General features: G+C 62.0%; 12 protein-coding genes. 4 read left to right on the top strand and 8 right to left on the bottom strand.

The genetic code is table 11. The features are described from left to right. The first annotated feature begins 26 nt into the window (after window positions 1–26). The 3 genes from ABIB99_RS13960 to ABIB99_RS13950 are packed head-to-tail and all read left to right on the top strand — an operon-like array spanning window position 27 to window position 4,376. Window positions 27–1,088 (top strand): HlyD family secretion protein, encoded by a 1,062-nt coding sequence (locus ABIB99_RS13960; RefSeq protein ID WP_354176225.1) that lies wholly within the window; start codon window positions 27–29, stop codon window positions 1,086–1,088. Next, the gene (locus tag ABIB99_RS13955; RefSeq protein WP_354176223.1) at window positions 1,085–3,415 is read left to right on the top strand and encodes an ABC transporter permease; all 2,331 of its coding nucleotides are present in this window, start codon (window positions 1,085–1,087) and stop codon (window positions 3,413–3,415) included. The genes ABIB99_RS13960 and ABIB99_RS13955 overlap by 4 nt, the downstream gene beginning before the upstream one ends. Further along, the gene (locus ABIB99_RS13950; RefSeq protein ID WP_063981237.1) at window positions 3,402–4,376 is read left to right on the top strand and encodes an HlyD family secretion protein; all 975 of its coding nucleotides are present in this window, start codon (window positions 3,402–3,404) and stop codon (window positions 4,374–4,376) included. Before ABIB99_RS13955 ends, ABIB99_RS13950 begins: the two co-directional genes overlap by 14 nt. A gap of 116 nt (window positions 4,377–4,492) precedes the next feature. Here ABIB99_RS13950 and ABIB99_RS13945 read toward each other — a convergent pair whose 3' ends face one another. Next, entirely contained in the window at window positions 4,493–4,639 is a 147-nt protein-coding gene (locus ABIB99_RS13945) for a hypothetical protein (RefSeq protein ID WP_187388109.1), read from the bottom strand. A 440-nt stretch (window positions 4,640–5,079) separates the two neighbouring features. Between ABIB99_RS13945 and ABIB99_RS13940 the strand changes: the two genes are divergently transcribed. Continuing rightward, window positions 5,080–7,005, top strand: coding sequence for a sigma-54-dependent Fis family transcriptional regulator (locus ABIB99_RS13940; RefSeq protein ID WP_502917500.1), 1,926 nt, complete (start codon window positions 5,080–5,082; stop codon window positions 7,003–7,005). Between the two features lie 94 nt (window positions 7,006–7,099). On the opposite strand, the gene ABIB99_RS13935 is transcribed toward ABIB99_RS13940, so the two are convergent. From ABIB99_RS13935 to ABIB99_RS13905, 7 genes are all read right to left on the bottom strand, one after another. Further along, window positions 7,100–8,728, bottom strand: coding sequence for a molecular chaperone GroEL (locus ABIB99_RS13935; RefSeq protein WP_063981235.1), 1,629 nt, complete (start codon window positions 8,726–8,728; stop codon window positions 7,100–7,102). Between the two features lie 78 nt (window positions 8,729–8,806). Next, complete coding sequence (locus ABIB99_RS13930) at window positions 8,807–9,595, bottom strand: metal-sulfur cluster assembly factor (RefSeq protein ID WP_256376462.1); 789 nt, start codon at window positions 9,593–9,595, stop codon at window positions 8,807–8,809. 5 nt (window positions 9,596–9,600) lie between these two features. Beyond that, entirely contained in the window at window positions 9,601–10,644 is a 1,044-nt protein-coding gene (locus ABIB99_RS13925) for an amidohydrolase family protein (protein WP_283017537.1), read from the bottom strand. Between the two features lie 111 nt (window positions 10,645–10,755). Next, window positions 10,756–11,112 (bottom strand): MmoB/DmpM family protein, encoded by a 357-nt coding sequence (locus ABIB99_RS13920; RefSeq protein ID WP_028150059.1) that lies wholly within the window; start codon window positions 11,110–11,112, stop codon window positions 10,756–10,758. A gap of 46 nt (window positions 11,113–11,158) precedes the next feature. Continuing rightward, entirely contained in the window at window positions 11,159–12,262 is a 1,104-nt protein-coding gene (locus ABIB99_RS13915) for an aromatic/alkene monooxygenase hydroxylase subunit beta (protein ID WP_063981232.1), read from the bottom strand. A 49-nt stretch (window positions 12,263–12,311) separates the two neighbouring features. Next, a complete protein-coding gene (locus tag ABIB99_RS13910) occupies window positions 12,312–13,352 on the bottom strand; it encodes a 2Fe-2S iron-sulfur cluster-binding protein (protein WP_354176220.1) in 1,041 nt (346 codons plus the stop codon). Window positions 13,353–13,457: 105 nt separating this feature from the next. Continuing rightward, window positions 13,458–15,128: an aromatic/alkene/methane monooxygenase hydroxylase/oxygenase subunit alpha gene (locus ABIB99_RS13905; protein WP_028156528.1), complete on the bottom strand. Its 1,671-nt coding sequence runs from the start codon at window positions 15,126–15,128 to the stop codon at window positions 13,458–13,460. Window positions 15,129–15,217 lie beyond the last annotated feature (89 nt).

Below are 15,217 nucleotides of genomic sequence, written 5' to 3'. Positions count from 1 at the left end.
TCCCGTCACGAGAAAGGGAGTCAGGCATGGACGCGCCGAGCTCTGACAAGGACATTCAAAACACACCCGACGAGCCGGCTAACGAACAGGCGAAAACCACGCGCAACCCAACACGTACTCCTTCCATCATCGTCGGTGTCGTTGCGGCTGCCGTCGTCGCGCTTTCCGCCTTCTATCTCTTACGACCCGAACCATTGCTCGTTCAAGGCGAGGTCGATGCAACGCGGCTCGATATCGCGGCGCGCGTGGACGGACGGGTCGGCAAGATTCCCGTCGAGCGCGGCCAGAACGTCGCTGCGGGCGCGGTGCTGGTCCAGATCGACAATCCGGAAACGCTGGCCAAACACGACCAGATGAAGGCGGCCAAGGCCGTTGCGGACGCCCAGCTTGCCAACGTACTCGTCGGAACGCGGGTGGAAGTGATCGCGGCACGGAAGGCGGAAATGGAGCGCGCCCAAGCGGCACTGGTGCTGGCGCAAAAGACCTTTGACCGCACACACACCTTGACCGAGCAAGGCAATGCGCCGCAAGCCCGCCTCGATCAGGCCACCGATGCGCTGCACGAAAGCGAGCGCGCCGTCGACCAGGCCAAATCGGCCTATGACCAGGCGGTCAATGGCTACACCAAGGAGGAGCGGGCCATTGCCAATACCAATGTCGAAAAGGCCAGTGCCGATATCCAAAGTGTCCAGTCGATCATCGACCAGCTCGTGGTTTATGCGCCCGTAGCCTCGCAGATCTATCAGCGTAATGTGGAACCCGGCGAATACGTCTCGCCGGGCGTCCCGCTCGTCACCTTGATCAATCTCGCGGACCTCTGGGTGCATTTCGATCTGCGCGAGGATCTCGTCAAAGGCCTCAAGGTCGGCGATCGCTTCGATGTCCGCATTCCCGCCCTCGGCGACCGCTCGGTGACAGTCGAGGTCAAGCTCATCGCGACCAAGGGCGAATATGCAAGCTGGCGGGCCACGCGTGCTTCGGGTGATTTCGACCTGCGGACGTTTTCGATCCGTGCCTATCCGGTGCAACCGGTGCCCGAGCTGCGACCGGGAATGAGCGCCTATCTCGACTGGCGGTCGCGGCCATGAGGCCGGCGCCAAAGCCCGGATTTCTGCTGGTCGCGCGGCGCGAGTGCCGCTGGCTGCTTCATGACCGCGTGGCGCTGCTCCTGATCTTCGGCGTGCCGCTGTTCGCGTTCGTGGTGCTCACCACGGTCTTCAGCCATCCAGTCATCCGCGGGCTCGGCGTGACTGTCGTCGACGAGGACAAGTCGGACGCGTCGCGTGCCCTGGTGGAATACATTGCGGCGTCGCCAAGCCTGAAGATCGTCGACCGCTCCGGCACGCTGTCCACGGCCGTGCAGGACATACGCTCCGGCAAGTCGATTTCGGCCGTCCACATTCCGCCGGATTTCGAGCGCGACCTGAAGGCCGCGCGCCGCCCGCAGATCGTCGGGTTTTATAACCAGCAGTTTTTGACTCCCTCCGGGATCGCATCCTCGGGTCTGAGCGATTCACTTTCCGCAGCGGCAGCGGTGGCCGCTCCCGCCAGTCGCGCGGCACCTGCGCCAGCGTCCCTGGGTGCGCTCAAAGCGGAGACCATGGCGCTCGTCAATCCGCAGAAGAACTACGCGCAGTTCCTGCTGCGCGCGCTGCTGCCGACCATCATCCATGTGGTGATGACCCTTGCCGCCGGCTATTCCGTCGGCTCCGAATTCCGCCGCCGCGACGCGCGGGCGTGGCTCGAAAGCGCCGGCGGCGATCCGCTTGTCGCGCTGGCCGGCAAGCTCGCGCCGCTGTTCTGCATCTTCATTTTGATCATGCTGGCCGAGCCGCTGTTCCTGGAGGGTGTGCTGGAGATTCCCTTCAAGGGCGACTTGCCGTTGATGATCGCTGCGGCCTCGCTGCTGATCATCGCCTATCTGTCGCTCGGCGCCCTGCTCCAGCTTCTGGTCGGCGATCTCGCCACCGGACTCGGGCTTGCGGGCCTCATTGCCTCGCCCGCATTCGGCTATGCCGGCGTCGGCTTTCCCACCATCGGCATGAATGCCTTTGCGCAGACATGGAGCGCGATCCTGCCGCTTCGCTGGTACATGGCCGTCCTGCTGGGACAAGCCGCGCGGGGATTGCCGGTCGCGGATTCCGCTATTCCCTTCGCTGCACTTGCCGGCCTGGCGCTGGTCTTTGCCGGCCTGGCGTGGATGCGCATGGCGAACGTCACCCGCAAGGGCTGGTTCGCAACAGCGCGGCCTGCCGAGCCACACGAGGTCATCTCCACACCGCGCGGCGTCGGCGGCGCCTTCGTGGCGGAGTGGCGGCGCGTGCTGGGAACGCGGGGCGCCTTCGCTCTGCTGTTTCTCGCTCCCCTGGTCTACGGCATCTACTATCCGCAGCCCTATCTGAACCAGATCCTTCGCAAGCTTCCGATTGCGGTCGTCGATAACGATCTCAGCAATCTCAGCCGGCAGATCGTCGAGACGCTGGACGCGAGCGGCGCATTAAGCGTGACGGTTCGCGCCCGAACGCTCGCCGAGGCGCACAGCGCGATCGATCGCGGGCAGGCCTTTGCCGCCGTCGAGATTCCACCCGACACCGAACGCGACGTGCTCAAGGGCATCACCGCCCACATACCCGTCTATGCGGACGCAACCTATCTGTTCATCTTCAGATCGAGCGCCAGCGGGGTCGCCACCGCCATCGGAACCTTGACGTCCGAGCTGGTTTCGCGCGGCGCGCGCTCGGATGGCAGCCTCGTCAAGGCGAAGCTCGCGACGTCGAGCCCGGCCGACGTGTTGCTGCAGCCGATCTTCAACCCGGTGGGCGGCTATGCGAGCTACGTCGTTCCGGCGGCGTTCATCCTGATCCTGCAGCAGACCCTGCTGATCGGCGCAGCGATGCTGACCGGCACCGCGCTGGCGAGCGGAGGCGCAGCCTTTGCCGGCGTGCTCGGCCGCGGCATCGCGCATCTGACCGTCTACCTTCCTGCGCTCGCGCTCTATCTCATCGTGCTGCCGCGGATCTACGGTTTTTCGACACTCGGCCATCTTCCGCAGATCCTCGCGCTCGCGAGTGTCTTTCTGCTGGCAACGAGCTTCATGGGGCAGGCTGTCGGGGCCTGGTTCACGCGGCCGGAGAACGCAACCATCCTGCTGCTGGCGACGAGCCTGCCGCAGTTCTTCATGGCCGGCTTCGCGTGGCCGCGCGAAGCAATTCCGGACGTGGCCCTTGCGTTCGGCCGGTTATTCCCGGCCGACTCCGCGATCGACGGCCTCGTGCGCGTCAACCAGCTCGGCGCCGGTATCTGGGAGGTTGCGCATGACTGGCTCGCATTGTGGTGCCTGGCGCTCGGCTACTTCGCGCTCGCGGTGATCTCGGCATTTGCCGTCAGGAGGAGACAGGGACATGTCCAACCTTAGACCTGCCGCCTTCGTCGCGATTCCGCTCGCGCTGGTCGCGGCGGGCGCGCTGCTCTATGTCATGCGCCACGCGGCACCGCCCGCCGCCATCGTCGGCGTCGTGCGCGCGACCGAGATCAGGGTCGAGCCGGAGGTCAACGGCCAGCTGGTCTCGATTGCGGTCGAGAAGGGTGCCTCTGTGAAGGCCGCCGACGTCGTGGCGCGGCTCTCGGCGGTGGAGTTGACGGCGCAGGCGGACCAGGCGCGTGCCGTGCTCGCGTCCGCCGTCGCAAGCCGCAACAACGTCTATGCCGGCGTGCGCCGCGAACAGGTCGATTCGCTGAAAGCCGCCATCGCCAAGGCCGGCGCCCGCCTCGACTACGTGCAGGCTCAGCTCACACGGACCAGCACGCTGGCGCGCCAGAGCTTCGAATCCCAACAGTCGCTCGACCAGGCCGAGAATGACGTTGCAAGCGCGCGTGCCGGCGTGGCGGAGGCCCAGGCCAATTACGATGCGGCCGTGGCGGGACCGACCCGGGAAGAGCGCGCGGTCGCCGACGCTCAGGTGCAGGCTGCGGCCTCCGCGGTCACCGTGCTCGAGCGCCGCCTCGACAAGATGGTGTTGCGCGCGCCGGCCGACGGCGTGGTCAGCGTCATCGCCGCCGAGGTCGGCGAAAATGTTCGCGCGGGCCAACCGATCCTGATGGTCGAGGCCGCGGGCAGGCAATGGCTCTCGTTCAACGTGCGCGAGGATCATCTCGATCGTCTCGCGATGGGAGAAACAGCGAACGTGATGCGGAACGGCGCTAATGGCGCGACCAAGGCGGTCATCACCGAGCTGCGGCCGCTCGGAACGTTTGCCACCTGGCAAGCTGAGCGGGTCATCGGCGATCACGACCGCAACACGCTTCGCCTGCGCCTCGACCCGAAGGGAGAGTTAGCAGGCCTTGAGCCGGGCATGACCGTCTGGATCGGCCCCTAAACCCCGGTGATTTGAGCTCGCGGAACCAAGCGGTTCCGACCGTCTGCAAAATGAAGCCCCAGCAGTCATTGGGACCACTGGGGTTTTTCAACAGCCTTGCGGAATTCGAATTCAGCCTAGCTGGTGACGGCGGCTTCGGTGTAGGGCGCCGTATTCTTCGCGCGGTTGTCGATGCTGAGAGCGCCCGCACCGAAAGCCGCGATCTGGAGCAGTCCGCCCGCCATCATCACGTTCTTCAGGAAGTGAATCACCCCGATGTCCATAGCTGCGGCCCATGCGGATGACCGAAGATACTAGCGCGCGCCGCCCAATTCCCTGATGCTGCGCCGCACTACAGCGCGCCTAGCCCGGACTTTCGAACAGATCGAGCCGCGGCCCAGCGGAACTTCGATCGCTACCTTTGCTAGAACCATTCAAAATGTATAGGCTGATCCGGTCAACGGGCTTGAGAGAAAGGCCTGGGACGTTCGGGACGTGGAACGCTGAAGGGGTTGCTTGATCGGAAGGCGCGGTCGTCTTCACGGCGGGTGCGACGGATATGGAATCCGATTCAGACGGCCGTCACGGCGGCCGGGAAGGGTCTTACCGTCGGACTTTACGTGAGCGAACCGGCAGTTGCGGCAGGCACTCCCCCGCATTCAGGTGAATGATCGCAGGGCCCGTCATGAGCGGGTCCAGCACCTTTCACGTCGGAGGAGCCGGGATGGACCAACGAGAAGTGCTGGCGGCGTGGGAGAAGTTCGTCGAGCGCGGAGCGTTGTCATCCGACTTGAGATCATCGGTCGCAGCGTCGTGGCAGCGATCCAGGAACCATCACGTCACCGTCGACCGTGCGCGAGCGCCGCTGGTCGCGGACGCCGAGTTGTTTCGTCATCGCTCCAAATACGCCTCGCTCCGTCATGCCGCCCGCTGCGCTCTCGAGAACTCAAAAACATTTCTGCGCGATGCAAACTCAATCATGATCCTCACCGATCCGAGTGGGCTGATCATCGATACGCAGGGCGACGACAGGGTCATCGACGCCGGCCGCGCAGTCCATCTCGAACACGGAGGACGCTGGAGCGAGGCCGACATCGGCACCAACGCGATTGGCGCCGCGATAGCGGAATCGAAACCTGTCCAAATTCACGGTACAGAGCATTTCTGCTCGGAGGTGCAGCGGTGGACTTGCGCTGCCGTCCCGGTTCATGACCCGACCGATGGCGAACTGCTTGGCGTGGTCGACATCTCGGGTCCTGCAAGCACCTTCAATCCGCAGAGCCTGGCTTTGGCCGTCGCGGTCGGCCATCACGTGGAAAGCGTTCTGGCCCAATCGGTCCGACAGGAACACGAGGAGTTGCTGTGCCGCTTTCTCGGCAGGAGATCGCAATGGGCGAACGATGAATGCATCGTGCTCGATCGTCGTGGCACGATCCTCCACGCCACCGAGCGTGCTCTGAACGCACTCCAGCATGATCGCCACGGCATTTACAACGACGCGCCAACCCGCTTTTTGAAGACGGTTCCCTTCGATGAGTGGCCGAGCAGGTTGAAGGAGCTGCTTCCGAACGCGAGCTTCAACTTCGTCGAGAACGAACGCTCCGGCATCGGCGCCATCGTGGTGCTGCATGCGCGACGACGGCAGTTGACCACGCATCGCGACGTCCATAAATCGAGATCCGAATCTGACGGTCGCGAGACCGCGAGCTCATCATCTGCCCGAAAGGATTCAAAGCCGGAACCACGGTCTCTTCAGAGCATGGCCGCCGGCTTCGTTGCGGACGACCCCGCGGTCCGAGCCATCGTCCGTCAAGTCGAGACCGCGGCAGCACGCAAGATGCCCATCCTCATCCGAGGCGAGACCGGAACCGGCAAGGAACAGCTTGCCCGCCACGCCCATATGGCGAGTGGGCGGACCGGCGCGTTCGTTCCAGTGAATTGCGCCGCCCTGCCGGAAAGTCTGATCGAGAGCGAGCTGTTTGGCTATGCCGCCGGAGCATTCACCGGGGCGCGGCGCGGCGGCGCGATTGGACTGGTCAAGGAGGCCGACGGCGGCACGCTGTTCCTTGACGAGATCGGCGACATGCCCGTCGCGCTGCAGGCGGTGCTTCTGCGCCTGCTCGACGACTGGACCGTGCGCCCCGTCGGCGGCGTCAGATCGAAGGTCGATGTCTTTCTCATCTCCGCCACCAATGCCAGGTTGGACAAGGCCATCGCCGAAGCCCGGTTCCGATCCGACCTGCTCTATCGTCTCAATACGCTCGAGGTCAACCTGCCAGCGCTCCGGGATCGCAACGACTTTGATGCCATCGTTCGCCATCTGCTCAATGCGATCGACCCGAATTGCGAAATCACGCGGACGGACATTGCGCATCTCGCCGCACGTCCCTGGCCTGGCAACGTCCGCGAGCTCCGCAACGTCCTGGCGCGATTCACCCTTGCCGCTGCGGACGGCTCTATCAGCGAAGCCAGCGCGGAGAGCATCGTTCAACACCCCGGAGCGGAGTCCGGATCGCTCCACGACATCCACCGCGCGCGAATCCTTGTGGTGTATGCCGAGACCGCCGGAAACGTCAGCGAAACCGCGCGACGCCTCGGCGTCTCAAGAAACACCATCTATCGCGCACTGGGGCAGAAGAAGCCCGAGTGATGCCATAGTGCCTCGAATCGCCGATGCTACGAGTATCGCAGCATGCCCTACTATGGACGGAGCGCGGTCGCTTCGAACCGATGATCGGCTCCGCTCAAAGCAGCTCAGCTCCACCACCCCGGGCCGGGCCAGCGGTCGGATCGTAGTCATCCGGCTTCTTGGCGATCAAGGTCTGAGTCGTCAGGATCAGTCCGGCCACCGATGCCGCATTGCGAACCGCGCTGTAGCAAACCTTGACCGGGTCGATGATGCCAGCTTCGACAAGATCGACCGCCGAGCCATTGCGCACGTCGAGCCCGTAGCCATTCGTGGCCTTGGCAATTCTCGCAACTTCCGCCTCTCCATTCAGACCGGCATTGGCGGCAATGTAGAAAAGAGGCCGACTGAGCGCGCGCTGCAGCAGCTCGGCGCCCTGCCTGGCGCCTCCGTCCAGACGGTTGATCAATTCGTCGAGCCTTGCAGCGATCCTGAGCAAAGCCACTCCGCCGCCCGGCACAATGCCTTCTTCGATCGCGGCGCGGGTCGCGTTGATCGCATCCTCGATCAACTGGGTCCGGCGTTTTTGCTCGACCGGCGTCGCGCCGCCGGCAAGAATCATCGCTGTGCCGCCGGACAGTTTTGCGATGCGCTCCTGGAACTTGTCGCGCTCAATATTTTCGGGAGCGACATCGTATTGGCGCAACACCTGCTCGCGTCGCGCCGCGATGGCCTTCTGATCGCCACCTCCCGCCGTGATCAGGGTCTTCGAGGCGGAAATGCGCACTTGGCGCGCGGACCCGAGGTCGTGCAGCTCCACCTTCTCGAGCCTCCCGCCGAGATCGGCCGAGATAACGCGCCCTCCGGTCGCGATCGCGATATCCTCGAGCATCGCCTTGCGCCAATGGCCGAACTCCGGCGGATGAATCGCGGCAACCTTGAAATTGGATTTCTCCCGACGCGCCAGCAATTGCATGATGACAGATGGCGCCACTTCCTCGGCGATGATCAGCAAAGGTCGCCCGCTCTTTTCGATGAGCGAGATCACACCAGCCAGTTGCTCCCCGGTCTGGATCTTGAGATCGGTCATGACGATGAACGGACTGTCGAGAACCACCTGCATTTTCTCGACATCGGTGACCATATGATGTGAAAGATAGCCGCGATCGAAGGCCATGCCTTCAACGATTTCCAGCGTCGTCTCGACCGTGTTGCCAAATTCCACCGCGACGATTCCGTGATTGCCGGCACGTTCGAAGGCTTCGCCGACCATATCGCCAAGCGCTGTGTCGTTGGCGGCAATGCTCGCAACAGCCCGCAGGCCAGCAGACCCCTGCAGCGGTCTCGCCGACCGTCGTAACGCCGTGATGGTCTCACTAACCGCCAGCTCCAGCCCTTGAACCAGCTCGACCGGATTGGCGCCGGCCGCTAAACATTTCAGGCCTTCCTGCACAAGAACATCGGCCAGCACGGTGGCCGTGGTGGTGCCGTCCCCGGCTACCTCATTGGTTCGCGCTGAAACCTCACGCAACACCTGCGCGCCCATATTCTCAAACGGGCATTCAAGTTCGATTTCGCTGGCAATGCTGACGCCATCGCGCGACACGATCGGTGTGCCGATCGGTCGGTCCATGATCGCGTTCATGCCCCTCGGACCCAGCGTTCCGCGTACCGCCTTGGCGAGCTTGGCGACGCCCCGGCCCAGCGCGGCCCGCGCAGCTTCATCGTGCAACATGATCTTCGGCATTCTATATCCCCGACTTTGCCTTGAGGTCGTCTGGTCTGGACTTGTTATCGATGCTGCGCACCCGCATCACGGCACCTGTTACGTGCCCGGCGACGCCGGCATCGTCCTCGATTTCGGTACGAACGGTGTGTCGAGGTCGAACCGCGCGGCAAGCAGGCCGCGGCACAGTGCGCCGTTGAATTCAGCATTGATGCCCACGCGCCGTAGATTCGACAGGTATGCGGCAAGGCCGTCGGCTTTCAGCCGCGCTCCGTTCGCATCGACAAAGGCGGGTTCACCACCGCTTGCCGGACCTACGACGGCACGTCGCTCGAGATAGCGCTGAATCAGCGTCTCACCTGCATCGTCGAGCGGCAGGCAACCGAGCTCCGTCAACGTCAGGCTCACGATCTCTGCCGCCGATTGCCCCAGCGCGACGAGGTGACTGAGTAGCGCAACCTGCCGGCGCTGGAACGCCTTGACGAGGAATGTCTGACGCAGATCATCGAGGCTGCCATCGGCCTCGGCGCCGAACGTTTCCTGGAACGAGCGCCCCTGCGCGAGGCCCGCATTAATCTTGTCGGCATACATGTGCTCACCCAAGACCACGCTGACGCCCTTGACCCAGTCCAACGCGCTGATGGACCGGCGCATGTCGTCCGCCATCAGGAACGAAAAGTTGGCAGCGCACCAATAGGTCGGCAAGCGGAACTCGATGTGGACCCGATCCTTCGCGTCGACATCGGCCCTGGTCACGAAATTCAGGTCGATGACGGACTCGTCGAGTTCCGGGTCCATCACGTCTCGCAGGCAGGCCCATATCTGCGCCTGCCTGTCATCTGACGAATGGCTTCTCGGCCGCTCCCTCCCCTCAACGCCACGCTTCATGGCCATCACCTCGGCGCGTGAACAGCTTCGGGCAAGTGGGCATAACCGCCGCCCGCCTGGATCTTCTTCTTCTGCGCTTCGACATCGATGCCGTAGATACGCGCGGCATTGAGACCAAGGATCTTGATTTTCGTCTCCATCGACAGCACCGAACCGGTCTCCTTGGTGACGTCGGCCGGAATTTCAAATGCCATGAACTTGTCGATCAGCCATTTCGGCGTCCAGATGCCATAATCGCTGCCGTAAAGGATCTTGTCCGGTCCGACCCAGAATAGCAGTTCGGAAATGACGTGGGCGAAGTACCCCGGCCGCGAATGGATGAAGGGCAACGCCACCGCGAGGCCGGCATAGACATTGGTTTCCTGGGTCGCGATCCAGCAGAAGTCGTCAAGGCGCGGCAAGCCACAATGCTCGACGATGAAGTTCAAATCCTGGAACGAGGTGGCGACGTCATCGATATCGGCGACATCGAACGCATCCCGGTTCAACGGGATGATCGTTGGCCCCTTGTGGACGTGGATGTTCTTGATCCCGAGCTTCTGCGCCGCCTCGAGATACTGGTAGGACGCCTTGTCGGTGAGCTTGTAGCCCTTCGACTCGCCACGCCATTCGGCGGTGTAAAGCTTGACACCCTTCAGCTTGTGCTTCTCGGCGAGCGCATGAAGGTCTTCGATTCCCTTGGTACCGTCACGCGGGTCAAAGGCGCCGTTCAGGATGAAGCGGTCCGGATGGTTTTTCTTCATCGCCGAGTTTCGTTCGGTGGTATTGAAGCCGTTCTTGTAGAAGTCGGTGAGATAGGTCGGCTGCAGGATCGCCATGTCGTCGTAACCGGTGACGAACAGGTCGTCGAACATCGTCTTGGCGTCGTACTTCTCGAACTTCTCCTTCTCCCATTTCTCCGACGGTGGGCTCAGATTCGAGTGATAGGCGTAGAAGCAGTCGATGAACTGCTTGCCGTGGATGTTCTTCTGGTTGGCCGGGCTACCATCCCAGAAATGCGTATGCCCATCGATGACAAAAATCTCTTCACCCTTGGCCGTCCTGTACATGGCGTTACTCCCGCTCCGCTGGATATTGCGTATTGTTGTGAGGCGCGATTGATGTCGTCGAAATGAGCCCGGCCGGCTCTGGTGCCGGCCAGGCTGGTTCGCTGGCGATCATTAAACGATGTATTTCATCATCTCGTTCATGTCGCCGAACAGCATGACGGTGTTGTCATCCGTCATGACCATGCGGCCGTAATGCGTCGAGGTTGAAATCTCGAAGAGATGCGGGGTCATGACGCGGCCCAACTCCTCGGAAATCTCATCCATCTTGAATTCCATCTTGCCGTCGCCATCGATACGGATCATCGCCGGCATGTAGGTCACCTTGATGTGTTCATGACGGCTCATGACTTCGGCGATAGCGCGCGCCTCGACGCTATCGTTCATTGTCACTCCGCATTGATGCGACACCGTGTCCTCGAACGTGATGTCTTTCATCGATTTGAAGATGTTGTCATTCTCGTGCAGCATGTCGGTCTCCAGAAGGATTGAGTGTGAGAGCGTGAAGCGATGCCGATTACGACGCCAGTCCGGCCGGAACCGTCAGGCCAAGCTCGGCGGCGATACCCCTGATACGATTCTTCGCGTGTGCCATGGCATCGGCGAAAGCCGCGACCTTGACCCGAGGCTGCGACCAGATGGGCTGCAAATGATTGGCGGCATCGAGCGCGAGATCGGCATGATTGGCCAACCATTTGTTGAACAACGCAAGGTTCTGCGCCCCGAAGGTCGGATCAGTGCCGAGGATGTGGAACAGCTCGACGGTGTTGGCGAGATTGCGCTCATAGTCGGCTTCCGCAGCGGAGACGACAGCCGGAGTGATGAAGTCGTTCTGCGCAGACGCCGCCTGCATCAGGAAGCCTGAGCGGAAGAGTTCGCCGACCAGCGGCTCGAACACCGCATTGGTCGCAAAATATTGCTCGAGATAGTCGTTTGAACCCATCACTGATTCAACCGACTTGCGCACGCCTTGCCAGATCGGATCTTCCAGCCAGTGCTTCTTGCCGGCGGCAATGTCGAAGCCTGGAAGGTCGAGGCCGATTTCGCTCAGATAAAGAGTGATGTCCTGCGCGAAGCGAAGCTTGTAGGACGAGTTGGTCAAGATCGCATTGTTGACCATCTGCGTGTAGCCGTAACGCTGCGCCTGCATCGTCGAGGTGCCGAGACCGAACTCGGCATGCTTGTAGGCTCCGAGATGGTTCTGCAATATCTTCACCCAGGCGGGATCGAAGCGGGTCGGCGCGCCCGATTTCCGGCCATTCTCGATGGTGTTCTGCACCATGCCGCAGATCGTCGACTGGCGCTGGTAATGGGTACGCTCCCACTCCTGGTCGACAGCCCGGAATTTGTGCCAGTTGGAGCTTTTTGCCGCCGTCCAGTCCTTGGAGTAGGTCGGCGTTCCGTCAGGGAATGAGATGATCCAATCCTGCAGCAGATAGCGCTCCGGATCGGGTTGAACATCGACCGTCATGTCTTCGTAATGGGTCGCCTTGCGCCCCTTCGGTTCGAAGTAGTTGTATTTGCGGCTGTCGGAGCCCGGGAAAACCGCGGCCCCCGCGGCTCCGGATTTGACGATTGCCGCAGGCTTGGTCGCTGCTGCTCTGCTCGTTTGCGCGCTCATTGCTTACTCCCTTTCTGCCATTCTGTTCTGCGACGAACCTCGAACGCCGTCATCGCACCGCCGGCGTAAACTTGTCGAAATAGATGTGGTCCGGCTCGACGCCGTTCATTTGCAGCACGGGCAATACGGCGTCGATCATCGGCGTCGGCCCGCACGCGTAGGCGTCGATGGCGCCGCTCAGCTTCTCCTCGCGCAGATGGCGCAGCACGACCTTGTGGATCAGTCCGGTCTCGCCGTCCCAGCCGTCACCCGTCTCCGCATGCGACAGTGCCGGCACGAATTTGAAATCGTTCAGCCGCGCCGCGATGGCCGCGAGTTCATCGAGGTAGAACAAGTCGGCGCGGGTACGCGCTCCGTAGAAAAACCGGACCGGTCTCTGCTCGCCACTCCCGATGTGATCGGCCAGGATCGACCACAACGGCGACATGCCCGAGCCGCCGCCGATCAGCAGCATCGGCCCCGGACGTTCTTCGCGCCGGAAGCAGGTGCCATACGGCCCCTTGGCGATCACGGCGTCGCCGACGGCCAACTTCCCATCAAGCTGGGACGAAAACGCCCCGTTCGGATATTTCTTGATGATGAAGCGGAGATTGATGCCTTCTCCGGGCGGGTTCGCCATCGAAAAGGCGCGGGTGATGGTGCCATCCTGAAGCGTCAGATCGACGTACTGGCCGGCCCAGAACTTCATCGGCCTCTCGATCTCGATCTCCAGCAATCTGATGTCTGACGTCAGCGCGCTAATCCCTGCCACGCGGCCGGAAAATGCCTTCACCGCGATCGAACGGCTGAGCAGGTCTTCGTCATAGTTGAGCAATTCAACACTGATGTCGCTGTAGACATGCGTCCGGCACAGCAGGATGTGGCCGGTCTCGCTCTCGTAGTCCGGCAGGGCGAAGGTCGAGTATTTCAGAAGCTCGATGTCCCCCTCGACCAGCTTTGATTTGCAGCTGCCGCACTGACCTTCCTTGCAGCCATGCATCAGCGAGATGCCCTGACGAAACGCGGCATCCAGGACGGTCTCGCCCTCTTCCACTTCCATCTCGATACCCACTGGTTCGAAACGAACCATGTGACCCCGCACGTCCGTCATGATCCCGGCCCTGTCGTCGTGGCAGTTGTACAGAACGATCGGCAAACCGTTGCCGGTCCCGGCAAGAGGGGCCGCCAAAGGCGGCCCCTCCCCCTCATCATCTGCTTAGTGGCAGGGATTGATCTTGAAGCCCTTACGGTATTCGGCCGTCGCCACCTCGCGCTCGATCGGCGAAAGCGCTCTGAAGCCACGCAACGGACTGCCAAGCGTGTGTCCGCGCACGTGATCGAGCGTCCACATGTCCTTGGAGTCGAAGCGCAGATGGGGTTGCGCGATCATGGTCTTGCCGTCGGGCCGGACAAAACCGAGATCCTTGATCGCGTCGGCGACGTCCCAGCCGTGATAGCAGTCCTCCCATTCACGGCGACCGCTGAAGCGGCCCATTGCCGGCGTCGCGCGGCCCTCGTATTCCGCGGCGAACGCCACCTTGTGGGTCCAACGGCAACCTTCGGAGCAGTAAGTGTAGATCTTGCCGTCGACCTCGTCGCAGACGAAGTCCTCGCGGATCAGGCAAGGGACCATGCAGCTCCAGCAGCGATGCGGGTATGAATAGCCCACCTCGCTGTTGAAGAGGATGTTGGTCTCGCCGGGCACGCTGAGCTTGGCGTGCCATTTCCAGAAATCGCCGAATTCGGCGTACCAACCCGGATATTTGTGCTCGAACCACTCGAAATCACGCTCGGTCTGGGCCTCGATCCGCCAGAAGTTCACCGACCATCCGACCGTGAAGAACTGCGCGGTCTTGTGGACATAGTTCTTCTTGACGATCCGATCCCAGGCGGCGGCGACGTCATCGTGATGGATCTTGATGCCGTACTTCTCGAGCGGCAGCATGTAGGTCCGGTAATAGTCTTCGTAGATCCAGCGATGCCAGAGCTCGGCGTAGGACTCCTTGTTCTTGTCGCGGTTGGTCGTGCCGTACTCGATGAACGTCCCGATCGCGGCATCGACAATCGCGTGATTCTGCCAGAAGGCGTATTTCAGATCGCGCTCCAGCAGCTGGTGGTTCGACGGATCGTTGATCATCGCCATCAGCATCGAGTGACCGTTGCCGATATGACGGGATTCGTCCGACTGGACCGACAGGAACACGGTTGGCAATGCATAGTCGCCGTTGCGCGCCGCTTCCGACGGCATCGCCACGAACAGGGTATTGGTGAAGGCGGTTTCCGCGACGACCGTCAGATAGACGTTGGCCGCGGTGATTGCGTCACCGGTCAGGAAGCCCTCGGCGAACTGGCGGCCGATCGTGGTCGCATAGCATTTGCCGAACGCGGCTTCCGTGATATCGAACCCGGCTGGATCGATGTAATTCTCCATGTACCACTTCTTGAGGTTCATCTGGATCGTCGAGTGCCGGAACTCGTCGACCATCTGCATGGTGAATCCGGTGCGCAATTCCTCGCCGGGCGCCAACCGCCCGACCATCGCCATCGAACGCGCCGCCGAGATCTCCGGGAACGGGATGATCGCCAGGAACAGCTTCATCCACTCGACCCATCGCGGCTCGACATTGCGGAACATGTCGCCGCGCAACGCCGCATCCAGCGCGCCATAGACGCGGTTGTCTTTCTCTTCCTGCATCGGGAAGTATGACCGCAGGACCTGCTTCATCGGGTCGCGCGGTGTCTTCGAGATCTTGTAGTCGGTCGGGAACGTCATCGCCTCCTGCACGTAGCTTGGCGTCCAACCAAGGTCCGCGACGCGGTTGGCCGCTTCAGCGATGCTGATCCCCTTCTGCGCGGTGATCTTGTTCAGTGTCAGACTTGCAGACATTTCCAGCTCCTTTGAACGTTGCGTTATCTTCGGCATTCTCGCTTCGGTTCCGGGTCAAACCCCTGGATCGCGTTGTTGAAATTCTCCGC

It is taken from the genome of Bradyrhizobium sp. LA6.1 (assembly GCF_040547805.1).
Classification (GTDB): Bacteria; Pseudomonadota; Alphaproteobacteria; order Rhizobiales; family Xanthobacteraceae; genus Bradyrhizobium; species Bradyrhizobium barranii.
The sequence above is the reverse complement of the archived record's forward strand: the minus strand, read 5'-3'. Positions and strand labels throughout refer to the sequence as shown.